A 13,757-nucleotide genomic window follows, 5' to 3' on the forward strand; every position below is an offset into this window, starting at 1 on the left:
CATGACCGACAAACTTTTGTACCAACAAGACGGTCATGTTGTGACCTTGACTTTCAACATGCCAAATACCCGCAACGCGCTGACAGATGCGGACATGTGCACTGCAATTGTCTAGGCAATGCACCGCATCAATGCTGATCAATCTGTACGTTGTGCGATTGTAACAGGCGAAGGCAAAGCGTTTTCATCTGGCGGGAACCTCAAACATATGAAGGAAAAATCCTCGATCTTTGGCGGTGATGCAGTGGATGCCAAAGACAGCTACAAACGTGGCATTCAACGCGTCACCAAAGCTATGTGGGAATGCGAAGTGCCACTGATCGCTGCGGTCAATGGCCCGGCCTATGGTGCAGGCTGCGACACGACTTGCCTGTGCGACATCCGTATTGCGTCGACCCGTGCAACTTTTGCAGAAAACTTTGTGCGTGTGGGCCTGATTTCAGGTGATGGCGGTGCTTGGCTGCTGCCACGTCAAATTGGCTTGTCGCGCGCGGCTGAAATGACCTTTACCGCCGAACCTGTAAGTGCGCAAACAGCCCTGGAATGGGGTCTGGTTTCAAAAGTGGTAGAACCCGAAGCACTGCTGGATGAGGCACTCGATTTAGCCGGTCGAATAGCGCTAAATCCACCTCGTCAGCTTCGGATGGCAAAACGGTTGCTGCGTGAAGGGCAAAACACCCGCCTTGATTCACTTCTGGAACTGGCCGCGGCCTATCAAGGTGCTTGTCACCAAACTGAGGATCACACTGAAGCAGTTGATTCATTGTTGGAAAGACGGCCCGCCAACTTCACCGGCAAGTAATCAGTCGACCAGAACATGCGAGCGCAATAACCCGCATGTATGAAAAGGACCATTGTTGACGAGGCCCTAACTCACCTGTTCTTTTTGAACGCAATGGCAGCATTTTTGTTTTGACGCGGGGGTAAGGGCCGATGGAAGCTGGTGGATATGCCCCCTGAACAATGGCTGCTGCCTATCAGAAGACCCCGTGATCTTATCATACCCGCAGGCCATTTTTATCCGAATTTTCAGCCCCTGATTTTACGCTTTTCAGCAGTCGCAAAAGGTATAAATCATTGGTCCACAAACAACCTTTATTCCCAATAAAATAAGGGGTTTCCCTAGTGATATCAACCTCCATTCTGAGGTCCTAATTTTAGTCGAAAACCCTGTGGATTACCTAGCCTAAACCCTGTATCGAATCGGGCGAAACCAACTCTGGGAAACGCACATTGCTAAACACAGGCTCTTTCCGCTCCGTTCTCAATCATTGTTATGATCTCGATCCATCACCGAAACTTGCGGCCTCGATGAGCGATCTCTATGGCAAGATGTCCCGTGTGGTTTCGCCTCCTGACTGGTCGATCTATGCGCCATACGTGAAGGCCATCAATCAACTCAAGAAAGAGCGCAACGCTGTTATCCTTGCGCATAATTACATGACGCCCGATATTTTTCACGGCGTGGCGGACTTTGTCGGTGATAGTCTGCAGCTTGCGGTCAAGGCGACAGAAGTTGACGCTGACGTCATCGTACAGTGCGGTGTGCATTTCATGGCGGAGACGTCAAAAATCCTGAGCCCGGATAAGACCGTGCTGATGCCGGATATGGACGCGGGGTGTTCGCTGGCCGAGAGCATAACGGCCGAGGGAGTGGCGCAGATGCGTGCAAAATACCCAGGCGCGCCTGTCGTTTCCTATGTGAACACTACAGCGGAGGTGAAAGCCGCATCCGACATTTGCTGTACCTCAGCCAATGCCGTTCAGATTGTCGACGCTATGGACAGCGATACAGTCATTATGACACCCGACAAATATCTGGCGCAAAACGTGGCCAATCTGTCCAAGAAGAAAATTGTTTACTGGCCCGGCTCTTGTGTTGTTCACGAACTGTACACCGCAGATGAGCTGCGCGCCTACCGCGAGCATGAGCCAGATGCGAAAATCATTGCGCATCCTGAATGCACACCTGCAGTCGTTGCCGAGGCCGATTTCACTGGCTCCACGTCAGGCATTGTAAATTGGATCAAGCGAAACGGCGCATCAAAGGCGATGCTGGTCACGGAATGCTCGATGGCGAGCAACATCGCGGATGAGCTTCCCGGTGTTGAGTTCGCCAAGCCCTGTAATATTTGTCCTTATATGAAGAAAATCACGCTGGAGAATATCCTGTACGTGCTGCACACAATGTCCAATCAGGTCGAAGTGGACACAGAAATCGCGCGGGATGCCCGGAAATCGGTGACGCGCATGATTGATCTTTCCCGCGAGCTTGGCCTCTGAGGGTTCTCACGTGCAAGAGATAGCCACAGATCGCATCGTCATCGTCGGGGCAGGCCTTGCCGGGCTATATGCGGCATTGAATCTGGTGCCGCGCCCGGTGCTGGTTTTATCCCCGGAACCGCTGGGCCAAGGGGCAAGTTCGGCCTGGGCACAAGGCGGTGTCGCTGCAGCGATGGACCCAAAGGACAGCCCCAAGACGCATCAGGATGACACAGCACGCGCCGGTGCGGGGATTGTAAATGTTGCTGTAGCAGAAAACGTCACCCGTGCAGCCCGTGAACATATTCTAAATCTGACGACACTTGGAGCGCCGTTTGATCGGACACCTTCGGGAAAATATGTCCTATCGAAAGAGGCAGCCCACAGTTTCGCGCGCGTGGTCCGGGCCAAGGGCGATCTGGCTGGTGCAGAAATCATGCGCGCCATAATCGAACAAGTCAGATCCACCCCATCCATTCAGGTTATAGAAGGCGTCATGGCGGTCGAGCTGGAGTCCATGCATGGCAGTGTCTGCGGTATCGTTGTTCAAAAATCGGATGCACTAGGATCTACGCCGGTTACAATTCGTGGCAGCGCGTATTTGCTAGCCGGTGGTGGCTCTGGCGGGCTATACGCAAAAACCACAAATCCCGCGCGAATTTGCGGTCAAGTCATCGGTATGGCAGCCCGTGCCGGTGCTGAAATTGCAGACGCCGAATTCGTCCAGTTTCATCCAACGGCAATCGACGTTGCGCAAGACCCCACACCTCTGGCGACTGAGGCCTTGCGCGGTGAGGGGGCCGTGTTGATTAATCGTCACGGCAAACGTTTTATGGTCAACCTTCATCCTGATGCGGAACTCGCACCGCGAGATGTAGTTGCGCGCGCGATATTCGCTCAGACACAGGCCGGAAATCGCCCTATGTTGGACACACGCGCAGCAGTTGGTGACCGCATTACTGATGATTATCCGGCTTTATCAAAGGCTTGCCTTATAAATAGCATTGATCCGGTCAATGCACCGATCCCGGTTGTCACCGCCGCGCACTATCATATGGGTGGTATTGCGACAGACCAGCATGGCCACGCGTCTCTGGGCAATCTGTGGGCTTGCGGCGAAGCAGCATCCACTGGCCTGCATGGCGCAAATCGGCTGGCATCAAACGGATTGCTTGAGGCCCTGGTCTATGCACGCATTTGCGCAAAGAACATCAAGGCATCAGTGTCCGCCTCCGGCTCGGACGTGTTAGTTCAATTCTGTTTTTTGCCAGGTGGTAGCGAAATAGGTCCGGACGCGGTGGCGATGCTGCGTCAAATCATGTCCGATCTGGTTGGTGTCGTGAGAGATGAGGCCGGGTTGCGTAAAGCTTTGCGCACCATTCGGGTTCTCGAAGAGGCCAACAAGCCGTCGCTTAGTTTTCAAAACATGTGCGCCACCGCAACGCTTATTGCGGCGGCAGCCCTTCAGCGCAAAGAAAGCCGGGGGGCCCATGCCCGCTCTGACTACCCTGAAACGTCGAAAGAGTTTCGCCACCGTCGAACAATGACACTGAACGAAGCCCTGCAGTTTCGCGAAAATGAATTGGAGTCCTGCTTATGAGCTTTGCGCCCCTCCCGGACCTTATCCTTGAACCCATCATTCGCAATGCCCTGATGGAAGATCTTGGCAGCTATGGCGACGTGACAACCCGTGCTGTTGTCCCGCATAACACTAGATATTCTGCGCGGCTTATTGCCCGAGAGGCCGGGATTGCCTCAGGCATGCAAACCGCTGCAATTGCCTTTCGCTTGGTTGATCCTGCCCTCACTATCAAGTGCCTGGTGCCAGACGGGATGACTTTCACCAAAGGTCAGACCCTGATGGAGATTTCGGGAAACGCGGGTTCCATCCTGAGTGGCGAACGGGTTGCTTTAAATTTTGCCGGGCGGCTGTCGGGCATTGCAACTATGACTGCAGCTTTTGTGGAAAACACCAGAGGCACCTGTGCCCGCATTACCTGCACGCGCAAAACGACACCCGGTCTGCGACTGGTAGAAAAGCAGGCCGTTTTGCATGGGGGTGGCTTCAACCACCGTTATTCGCTGTCCGATGCCATTCTCATCAAGGACAACCACATTGCCGCAGCCGGCGGCGTGGGCAACGTGTTGAGTGCGGTTCGGACAACAGCCTCTCATATGATGAAAGTTGAAATAGAGGTTGATCAGCTGGAGCAGCTCGCTGAGGTACTTGAACTAGGCGGCGCAGACGTAGTGCTATTGGACAATATGGACAATGAGACGCTGAAAAAAGCCGTCGACATGGTCAACGGGCGTCTGAAAACTGAGGCATCAGGCAATGTGACAATCGATAGAATATCGGCGATTGCGGCGACCGGTGTGGACTATATCTCTGCCGGGGCACTGACCCACTCTGCCAAAACAGTCGATCTTGGCCTCGATTTCTAAAGCTCAGGTCATAGGCCCAAAAATAGCAGGCTGGTGCCCTCACAGATGAATGCAACAGATCCGTTTCACCTGATATTCGGTTTGTTTTCCCATAGTGACACCAAGGCAAACTTAGATAGGTTGTGCAGGACGTGCCTGAGGCAACAAGAAGGGGGTGCCGTCATGCGGAGCCGTGTTGACCGGCAGCGGGCAGCCATAAGTCAGCGCCAGATTTGCATCAGTTAACACCTCTTTCGGGCTTCCCTGCGCCGCGATCTGGCCGCTCTGCATAAGAACCACTTTGTCAGCAAACATAGCGGTCAGGTTCAGATCATGCATGACCGTAACCACTCCGCCTCCGCGGGCCGCGAAATCGCGGGTGAGATCCATAACGGTGAACTGGTGGCCAATGTCCAAACTGGCAACTGGCTCGTCCAGAATTAGCCACCTTGGCATTCCGTCAATCACTGGCTGCCAAATCTGCGCCAGGACGCGCGCCAACTGCACTCGCTGCTGTTCGCCCCCCGATAGATCCTGATACATCCGGTTGCCAAATCCCGACAGGTCAACTTTATCCAGTGCTCTTAAAGGTAAGTCCCCTTCTGCCGCCGCCAGACCAGTTGAAAGGCCAAGACGCACTATTTCAAACACCGTAAAAGGGAAGGCGATATTGGTTGTTTGCGGTTGTACCCCACGGATAGCAGCCAGCTGCCAGGGCTTCATGCCTGCCACATTTTCCTCATTCAGGAGCACTTTACCCGAATGAGGAATTTCCCCTGTCATGGCGCGCAGGAGTGTGGTTTTCCCTGATCCATTGGGACCAACTATGGCAGTGATCTCACCCGGCTTGGCAGTGAAGTCTACCCCATGCAGAATGCGACTGTTCCCAAAGACCACTTCGATGTCAAAAGCTTGCACGTGACACTCCGATCATAGGCTTATGGCACCGTGCCGTTTTAGCAAGATCCACAGAAAGACTGGCGCCCCTAAGACAGCGGTTACTATACCAATTGGAAGTTCGGCTGGAGCGATGATCACCCGTGCAATCATATCCGCTGCCAAAAGAAGGCTAGCGCCCAGCAGCGCAGCATTGGGCAGCAGGCTGTGATGATCAGGACTTGTGGCCAGTCGCAACAGATGCGGGACCACAATGCCGATGAAACCAATGCCACCTGAAACAGCAACGGCAGCACCCGTGGCGGCGGCGACAGTTAAGATTGATGTATTCTTAACCGTTTGCACCGGAATGCCTATGTGACCAGCAGCAGCTTCTCCCAATGCCAGGCCGTTCAGCCCCCGTGCAATAAATGGGGTAACGGCCAGTGCCGCCAAAACGATCGGGGTGGCTGCCAAAACCTTGGTCCAGGTTGCACCAGCCAGTGACCCCATACCCCAGAACGTTAGATCACGAAGCTGATTGTCATCTGCCACATAGACGAGAATGCCGGAAAGGGCTCCGGCCAGCGCACCAAGGGCGATGCCCGCCAACAACATGGTTGCAACCGAGGTCTGTCCGCGTCGGGTTGAAACCCGGTATAGGATTAATGTTGAACCCCAGCCGCCGAAAAAAGCCGAAACTGGGACCAGGTAATTGCCAACTAGGTCGCGCAGCACGGGCGGTAAAAGGGCACCGAGCACAATTGCACTGATTGCCGCCAAACCGGCGCCCGCGCTGACACCTACTATACCCGGATCAGCGAGCGGGTTGCGAAACAACCCCTGCATCACCGTGCCCGAAACAGCCAGAGAGGCTCCAACCAATATGCCCAGACACAATCGTGGCAAACGAATATCAAACAGGACGATGCGATCCAGGCGCGACAACTCACGCCCAGCGACAAGATCAGCAAGCGCGCCCCATAATGATGTACCCGTTGCCCCCGACGCCAATGACAAAAGCGATGTCGCGGCCAAGAGGGCAATCAGAATTACAGTTAGTCGTCGGGCCTGAACGCGGCGATCGACAGGAAGAGAAAGTTGCTGGGGCACTTCGATTGAGAGTGACATCAGTTGGTCTCACCATAGAGTGCCCGGCTGAGCTCGGTGATGGCAGATGCGGTACGGGGACCAAATCCGAGTAAATGCAGCCCGTTCATACGCAGGACATTGCCATTTTGAGCAGCAGGTGTCGGGATCAGCGCAGGCATCGAGAGGAGTTCTTTAGTTGCCAAACCGTGATCGCCACCACGGTCCATCATCAAGATCACATCAGGAGCCGAGATGGCCACGGCCTCATCTGTCAAAGGCTTGTATCCCTCGAATGCCGTAATGGCATTTATGCCCCCTGCCATACGGATAATGCCATCTGCTGCGGTGTTACTACCGCCTGCCATAATGCGCCCACCTTGTGTGGACAGTATAAATAACACTTTCTTGGGGTTTCCGCCTGCCGCCTGAAGAGCTGCATCCTGAGCTTCGGATAGTTCGTTTGCAACTTGCTCAGCCAAAACATCGGCGTCTTGCACCCGGTCCACAGCGGCGCCAACAGTTCGGATCTTGGTCACTATGCCCTCAGCGGTAAAGATCTCGGGCACCGAGACATAAGCGACCTGCACCGACTGTAGCACGTCGATTGTTTCCGGCGGACCGGCCCCTTCGATGGCTATGATCAGATCAGGCGCAACCGACAATACGCCTTCAGGTGACAGCGCACGGGCGTACCCAATGTCCGGCAATTTGGTGACCTGCTCGGGATAAGAAGACGTGCTGTCTCGCGCAATCAGTCGATCTTGTTGACCCAGTGCATAGACAATTTCGGTCACTGACCCGCCAACAGTGACGATACGACTCGCGGGCTGTGCCAAGGCCATATGGCTTGCCATCATAGCCACAATGAGCAGGCTTGATGTGATGTAAAGACGAGAAAACATCGACATTACGCTGGTTCCTTCACCTGCGCAGAACTCAGCGCATTGACGATACTGTCCCATGTTGGCCGATGATCCTGTGCGTCTGTACGACGACCAAATACCTGAAAGATAATGCCGCCCTCTGCATCAAAAGCTTCAACGGACATCGCCGCACCGCGCTTTGTTGGCTTATTCACAGCCCAAACTTCGGCGATGTGGTCCATTCGCAGATGCAGATCAAATCCAGGGTCTAGAATATTCTGCCATGGCCCTATTTCGCGCAGGTTCTGGATTGGTCCCGCGTGGATCTCGATACAGCCCATATTGCCAACAAAAATCATAACTTCGACGTTTTGATCCAATACCGCATTGAGCATAGTGTTGACCTCATCCGTCGCCAATTGCCGCGCCATGGGCTCACCAACGATGTGATAGGCGCCTAGGCGGTTCATTTTTAGTTTTGGCACTAAACGAAGGAACTGATGGGTGTCGGTCATTTTGGCCCACTCATCACGTAATTGGTCAGCCTTTTCTGGGTTGGTCTTGGCACCGTCAACCGGTTTGCGCGGAGAAACCCTTAGAACCTGATCTTGGTCCTCCAACTTCAGGTCCGCCACCAGTTGGGTCCAAACATTTAGATCAGAGTCTGGGCGCAGATGTATTTTGTGGACAGCATCTCCCGCAGCATCAAAAATCTGAATCGATCGCTTAATGCCGCTCTCGGTCTTACGCTCAACAGCAAAGGCCGAGACAAAATGTCGACCGAACAGACGTAGGTCGATTTCATCGTTCAAGATCATCGACGCATGCGGCCCGGAATGGAAATTGTCGTAAACACCCACCTTTTCAATCACGCAAGAGCGGTTGCGGGTCAGAGCCATCACCTCTCCCAGGTCCTTGAGCCGGGGCATAATGTCATCGGGGCTGGCTGCGATGCGGGTCACGTCGTGACTAACATAAGCAGCAACCAACTGGCCTTCGCGAATGTTTAGTTTTTCTGCAAAATCACGATCACGCAGGTTTGCATGATCGCTGCGTGCCTGTCGGATTTCTGCCGGTGTCAGTTGTGCCAGATTGCTCATGTTAGCCCTTTCAATTGGCTATAGTGGGTGATGAGCTGGCTGAGAGGTCCGCAACTTTGGCAGAACGAGGCTGGCTGCTGTAGAGTTACAGCAAGGCGCTTTTAATGTTGACTGTTTTTATCACCTTTACTATCAGACTCAAGTCGGAAAATGAATTTCCACAACTAGAACAACAATAAGACCGCGCCAGCACCTTTGCGAGCATTCGGTATAGAATGGATGTGAAGGGACAGCAGATGCGTAGGCATAGGCTTGGACGCAAGTTATTGGGGACCGTTTCGGCCCTTGGCTTGATGATTAATGCAACGCTGGCAGTGGCCCAGGATGTCGATGAGGAATTCCTCGGTGTCATTTTGTTGGGTGACAGCAAGCGCGAAGTGCAGGTTGGCACAGCTACCGCGACCACAGTGATCAACCAAGAGGAGATCGACGACCGTCAGGCTGGAACAATTGCAGAACTGATCGATTCTGTTCCCGGCGTTACACTGGTAAACGGAAACACTCCGCAGGGATCTGGGATCAATATTCGTGGTTTTGGTGCAAATGGCACTTACGGGACAGATTCCAAGGTGTTGGTCGTGGTCGATGGAGCCACCACCGGAGCTGAAGAACTGTATCGTATCGGCAACCAGTTGTTCACCGATCCTGAACTTTACCGCGAAGTTTCCGTGATCCGTGGCACAGTTGGATCGTTTGAATTTGGCTCTGGTGTGATTGGGGGTGTTGTCCAGCTAGAGACGAAAAACGCGTCAGATTTCACGGAAGGCGAAATTGGTGTGCGTTTACGTCAAACGCTTGAGGCAACTACCAATGGTAAAGGTTTCGCAAGCTCGACAATTGGTGCCTGGCAGCCAACTGAAAACTTGGAATTCCTGTTCAACTATACAGTCCGAGATCAAGATAATTACAAATCAGCGGACGGAACTGAAATACCAAATAGCAAATTCCGGATGCCGTCCTATCTGGTAAAGGGTCGTTATACCTTTGGCGATAACGATGCCCATGCGATTACCCTCTCGTACAATGACAGCACCACCGACGAAAAAGACGTACCCTATGATACATTTGGTACGACAGGTGGATCTTTTGGCAACGTTGACCGCACGACCCACAGCAAAATAGCGGTTCTGCAATATGATTTTAACCCAAATGGGAACGACCTCATCGATGTGAGTGTCAATCTGTCACGTTCTGAACAGGCGATCGACCAGACCTGCCTCCCCGCGTCTGCTCCATTCGGATGTTTCTCTGTCGTGGATGCGGATCACAACTATGAAACGACCAAGTTGACGGTCAAAAACACTGCCTATTTCCTGACTGGATCGGTGGAGCACAATCTACGAGCTGGCGTAGAGTTTTCACAACGCGACCGGCTGGATGCACCTTCAGCTCCGGGAGGATCAGACAAACGTATTGCGCTGTTTGCTGTGGACGAGATCCTGATCAACCAGAACTTAACCCTGACCCCCGCATTGCGCTACGAGATCCAAGACATCGAAGATGATACGGCCCCTAACAATGCCTCATATTCCAATGACGCACTGATGGGTGGCCTGTCGGCGCGATACGAATTTGACAGTGGCTTTGCCGTGTTTGCCAGCGCAGCCTATACCGAGATGATGCCGATCATTGACGACCTCGGTACGCCGCTTTTTATGACCCAACCGGAAAAATCACGCACCTATGAAGGTGGTGTTTCTTATACCCAGGGCGATCTGTTTTCCACAGGTGATGCCCTGCAAGTGAAAGCGAATATCTACCAGACCTATGTTTGGGATGTCACTTCATACTCCAATGTCGCCAATATTGACGTCAAAGGGATCGAACTCGAAGCATCCTACAGCCATGCCAGCGGAATCTATGCCGACTTCAATGCGACCAGCGCCGATGGAATTTCGAAAGACAGTGCCGGTGTCAGCAGCAACTGGATTTACGCGCCAGAGACATCTGCGCGCTTAACCCTCGGAAAACGTTTCGGCAAGGCGTTTGATGTCAGCTGGGAACTTGTGGCAGCACGCGCTACCACAGGTGTCGGCAACGTTGCACTGGCTGGGTATGGTGTGAACAACCTAAGGGCAACATACAGGCCACAAACTGGTGCTCTCAAAGGCGCCGAGTTCCGCTTTGGCGTAGAGAATATTCTGGACGCTACATATCAGTCGCAGCTGTCTACCCGCGTGGCTCCGGGTCGGAACTTCAAGTTGACGATGGCAAAAACCTTCTGATCCACTGATAGCCCGAAAGGTACCCGATGACACTTGGTATACGTAAATGGAGAACCCTAACAGCTATATCGCTGTTGGGGATGGTTGGTACGGCAGCTGTTTCCGAAACGATAAACCCTCCTGCTGTCTCGATAGAGTTGAGTGCAACGGAAGCGGTAGGAAAAGCCTGCCGGTTGTCTTTTGTAGTTCAAAACAGTCACGATCAGGACATTGCCAGTTCGGTCTATGAGACAGTGCTGTTTGATGTCGCTGGGCAGGTCGCTAAGTTGACACTGTTGGACTTTCAAGACTTGCCTGCCGGACGGATGCGGGTGCGCCAATTTCAATTTGAAGGTCTGGCCTGCAGTGACATCGGTCGGGTCTTGATCAACGGGGCTGACACCTGTGAGGGTGAAGGACTACCTCAAGGCGCGTGTGACAAAGGTTTGATCTTGCGCAGTCTTACCAAGATGGAGCTGATAGGATGATCGTGATCCAATCGGCTTTGTTGCAGATTCTGGATCTTGGTGGTCCGGTTGTATTGGTTCTGCTGGCAACCTCGGTGATGGCTACGGCGTTGGTATTGTACAAAATATGGCAGTACCAAATTGCCCGTGTTGGACGTCATAAGCAGTTGAGCCTTGCAGTTGAAGCTTGGGACAAAGGCGATGTCGCTCAAGCCATGGCCAAACTGCGGCAAACCAAATCCTATCTGGCCCCGGTGTTACATATGGCACTCACCCACGAACCCGGCGTGACACTGTCGGATCGGGCCGAAGCCGAAGCCGAGGCGCGGTTCTCGCGGCTGGAACAGGGATTGGGCACCCTTGACCTCATTGCTCAATTGGCCCCGTTGTTAGGGCTGTTCGGAACAGTACTGGGCATGATTGAAGCCTTCAAGAAACTGGAGGCGGCAGGGTCTTCAGTGGATCCTTCAATGTTGGCTGGCGGGATTTGGGTGGCTTTGTTTACAACAGCAGCCGGGCTCGCTGTGGCGATGCCAACATCCATGGTTCTGAGTTGGCTTACCGCCCGCATGCAGCGTGAAAGGGTGTTTGCAAACCGCGCGCTGAGCGTGGTTTTTGCACCGGCCTCCACTGTAGTTACCGAAGTGGAAGAATTGCGAGCAGCATATGGCAGTTAAATTAAAAGGCCTCATGCGTCGGCGCCTGTCGATGACTTCGCTGATTGATGTAATATTCTTGCTGCTGTTGTTCTTCATGCTGACTTCAACCTTCTCAAAGTTCTCTGAAATCGAATTGATGAACGCAGCAAGTGGCAGTGGCAGCGAGGACAGTTTGATGCTGTTTGTTTCGCTGGGCGAGGACAGTTTGATGTTGAATGCCCAAAACGTCGACATGAACCTTATTGCCGGTTTGGTAGAGGCCCTGGCGAAAGATGGCAGCAGGCATCTGGTGCTGATCAATCTCAATGATGAGACGTCGTCACAAAGATTGGTGGACTTGTTGACAAGCTTGCGGTCGGTCAAAGGTCTGCAGACAATGATTTTGAGTTGAGGTCGGCATTATGCGCGTCAAGCAGCCTATTGCCAGTCAAAAAGAACCAACGATCGCTTTAATCAACATCGTGTTTCTAATGCTGGTGTTTTTCATGATCGCAGGCACATTGGCAGTGCCCTTGGACAAGGAACTTCAGTTGATTGAAACAACCGGGCTGGAGGGGCGCGAACCGCCTGACACATTGGTGGTTCACGCCGACGGTCAGTTTTCCTTGCAAGGAGAACACATTCCGGATGCCGCGACCTTTCTGTCGACCCTCTCCTCAGATGACTTGAAAGTGGTGCGTATTGTTCCAGATCGCGCGTTACCGGCCAAACAGCTAGTGGCGTTGGGAAATTTATTACGTCAGGGTGGTGCTGATCGGGTGATGCTGGTGTCGGAAAAGGGGCTGAAATGACACCGCAGTCGCGAAGCGTTGCTATAATCGCGCTGGTTATAGCCACAGCAGCGCATACAGCTCCAGTGTTCATGCAGGGCAGCACTCCCGTTGAAATTAGAGGTGGAAACACAGCTCTGGCCTCACAAGGAAACTCCTTTACCAACATGGTGGCAGGGACCCAAACACCAGAAGAGCCGCAAGACATCACCGATGCTCCAGACACAAACGAAACTTCACGAACTCCTCCTTTGACGCCCCACATTGAAAATCAAAACGTTGAACCAAGGCGCGAGATTTCAAAACATGGGGTTGTAAAACCTGTCGGACAGCCGACTAAAGTTGAGCCATTGCCAGTTTTGACAAACACATCGCAATTGCATGACCCGTTGCCTGTCGACACGGCGCCTGCTCTGCAGGCAGTCCAGCCAGCCGCAAGTGTGCAATCCACAGATCCCCATTCACTTCGCCCGTTACTACGGACCGAACAAGACATTGAACAGGCGAGCGAGCGAGCGTCAGTGCCTCCAAAACCTGAGGCTCAATCACCTGTAGTTGAACCCAAGCCGCAACCGAAACCCAAGCCAAAACCAAGGGGTAATGGTGCAAATTCAGCGGTCCAGGGCACAGCTGAAGGGCAAAACAACAGCCCGGGGGGACAAGCCAGAAGCAAACCAAGCACTGCTCGGGAGCAAGGCAATGCCGCTGTCAGTAATTATCCCGGCGTGATCAAACGCAAAATTCATCGGGCGAAACGTCAGCGGGTTAACATCAAGGGAGAGACACTCATTTCGTTCAAAATAGCTTCTGACGGAACCATATCCGGGGCGCATGTTACACGCAGTTCCGGTTCGGCTCGGCTGGATCGCATTGCACTTTCTCAAGTCCACCGTGCAGCTCCGTTCCCGCCGCCACCGTCAGGCGCACGAACCAGCTATTCGATCGAAATCAGGGGAAAATAGAATTCACCGATTGCGCGACAACCTACAAGACGAAGTCTATCATTTCGCATATCTCAGGTTGCCTCCCATCTCACGGCC

General features: G+C 53.2%; 14 protein-coding genes and 1 pseudogene. 10 read left to right on the plus strand and 5 right to left on the minus strand.

The window, feature by feature from the left end:
- The first annotated feature begins 1 nt into the window (after position 1).
- Positions 2-802, plus strand: a pseudogene (locus tag EBB79_RS22310) (crotonase/enoyl-CoA hydratase family protein).
- A gap of 196 nt (positions 803-998) precedes the next feature.
- Here EBB79_RS22310 and EBB79_RS24600 read toward each other — a convergent pair.
- Positions 999-1,142 carry a hypothetical protein gene (locus EBB79_RS24600; RefSeq protein ID WP_164860893.1) on the minus strand — a complete coding sequence of 48 codons (144 nt, stop codon included), beginning with the start codon at positions 1,140-1,142 and terminating at the stop codon, positions 999-1,001.
- 169 nt (positions 1,143-1,311) lie between these two features.
- Here EBB79_RS24600 and nadA point away from each other — a divergent pair, with 169 nt between their 5' ends.
- The 3 genes from nadA to nadC are packed head-to-tail and all read left to right on the plus strand — an operon-like array spanning position 1,312 to position 4,707.
- Positions 1,312-2,283 (plus strand): quinolinate synthase NadA, encoded by a 972-nt coding sequence (gene nadA / locus EBB79_RS22315; protein WP_238705160.1) that lies wholly within the window; start codon positions 1,312-1,314, stop codon positions 2,281-2,283.
- Between the two features lie 10 nt (positions 2,284-2,293).
- Positions 2,294-3,862, plus strand: coding sequence for an L-aspartate oxidase (locus tag EBB79_RS22320; protein WP_127751251.1), 1,569 nt, complete (start codon positions 2,294-2,296; stop codon positions 3,860-3,862).
- Complete coding sequence (gene nadC, locus EBB79_RS22325) at positions 3,859-4,707, plus strand: carboxylating nicotinate-nucleotide diphosphorylase (RefSeq protein ID WP_177627903.1); 849 nt, start codon at positions 3,859-3,861, stop codon at positions 4,705-4,707. Before EBB79_RS22320 ends, nadC begins: the two co-directional genes overlap by 4 nt.
- A 111-nt stretch (positions 4,708-4,818) precedes the next feature.
- On the opposite strand, the gene EBB79_RS22330 is transcribed toward nadC, so the two are convergent.
- Genes EBB79_RS22330 through EBB79_RS22345 form a run of 4 tightly spaced genes read right to left on the minus strand, consistent with a single transcriptional unit; the run spans position 4,819 to position 8,617 of the window.
- Positions 4,819-5,604: a heme ABC transporter ATP-binding protein gene (locus tag EBB79_RS22330; RefSeq protein WP_127751253.1), complete on the minus strand. Its 786-nt coding sequence runs from the start codon at positions 5,602-5,604 to the stop codon at positions 4,819-4,821.
- A gap of 12 nt (positions 5,605-5,616) precedes the next feature.
- A complete protein-coding gene (locus tag EBB79_RS22335) occupies positions 5,617-6,693 on the minus strand; it encodes a FecCD family ABC transporter permease (RefSeq protein ID WP_127751254.1) in 1,077 nt (358 codons plus the stop codon).
- Entirely contained in the window at positions 6,693-7,562 is an 870-nt protein-coding gene (locus EBB79_RS22340) for a heme/hemin ABC transporter substrate-binding protein (protein ID WP_127751255.1), read from the minus strand. The genes EBB79_RS22335 and EBB79_RS22340 overlap by 1 nt, the downstream gene beginning before the upstream one ends.
- Positions 7,562-8,617 carry a hemin-degrading factor gene (locus EBB79_RS22345; protein WP_127751256.1) on the minus strand — a complete coding sequence of 352 codons (1,056 nt, stop codon included), beginning with the start codon at positions 8,615-8,617 and terminating at the stop codon, positions 7,562-7,564. The genes EBB79_RS22340 and EBB79_RS22345 overlap by 1 nt, the downstream gene beginning before the upstream one ends.
- A 236-nt stretch (positions 8,618-8,853) precedes the next feature.
- Here EBB79_RS22345 and EBB79_RS22350 point away from each other — a divergent pair, with 236 nt between their 5' ends.
- The 6 genes from EBB79_RS22350 (at position 8,854) to EBB79_RS22375 (ending at position 13,679) form a co-directional block, all read left to right on the plus strand.
- Positions 8,854-10,842 (plus strand): TonB-dependent receptor domain-containing protein, encoded by a 1,989-nt coding sequence (locus EBB79_RS22350; RefSeq protein ID WP_127751257.1) that lies wholly within the window; start codon positions 8,854-8,856, stop codon positions 10,840-10,842.
- A gap of 173 nt (positions 10,843-11,015) precedes the next feature.
- Positions 11,016-11,309 carry a hypothetical protein gene (locus tag EBB79_RS22355; protein WP_238705161.1) on the plus strand — a complete coding sequence of 98 codons (294 nt, stop codon included), beginning with the start codon at positions 11,016-11,018 and terminating at the stop codon, positions 11,307-11,309.
- Positions 11,306-11,965, plus strand: a complete 660-nt coding sequence (locus tag EBB79_RS22360; protein WP_127751259.1) for a MotA/TolQ/ExbB proton channel family protein — start codon at positions 11,306-11,308, stop codon at positions 11,963-11,965. Before EBB79_RS22355 ends, EBB79_RS22360 begins: the two co-directional genes overlap by 4 nt.
- Before the next feature lie 31 nt (positions 11,966-11,996).
- On the plus strand, positions 11,997-12,338 hold the full coding sequence (locus EBB79_RS22365; protein WP_127751260.1) for an ExbD/TolR family protein: 342 nt from the start codon (positions 11,997-11,999) through the stop codon (positions 12,336-12,338).
- 10 nt (positions 12,339-12,348) lie between these two features.
- Positions 12,349-12,738, plus strand: a complete 390-nt coding sequence (locus EBB79_RS22370; RefSeq protein ID WP_127751261.1) for an ExbD/TolR family protein — start codon at positions 12,349-12,351, stop codon at positions 12,736-12,738.
- The gene (locus EBB79_RS22375) at positions 12,735-13,679 is read left to right on the plus strand and encodes an energy transducer TonB family protein (protein ID WP_127751262.1); all 945 of its coding nucleotides are present in this window, start codon (positions 12,735-12,737) and stop codon (positions 13,677-13,679) included. The genes EBB79_RS22370 and EBB79_RS22375 overlap by 4 nt, the downstream gene beginning before the upstream one ends.
- The last annotated feature ends 78 nt before the right edge of the window (positions 13,680-13,757 follow it).

It is taken from the genome of Parasedimentitalea marina (assembly GCF_004006175.1).
Lineage (GTDB): Bacteria > Pseudomonadota > Alphaproteobacteria > Rhodobacterales > Rhodobacteraceae > Parasedimentitalea > Parasedimentitalea marina.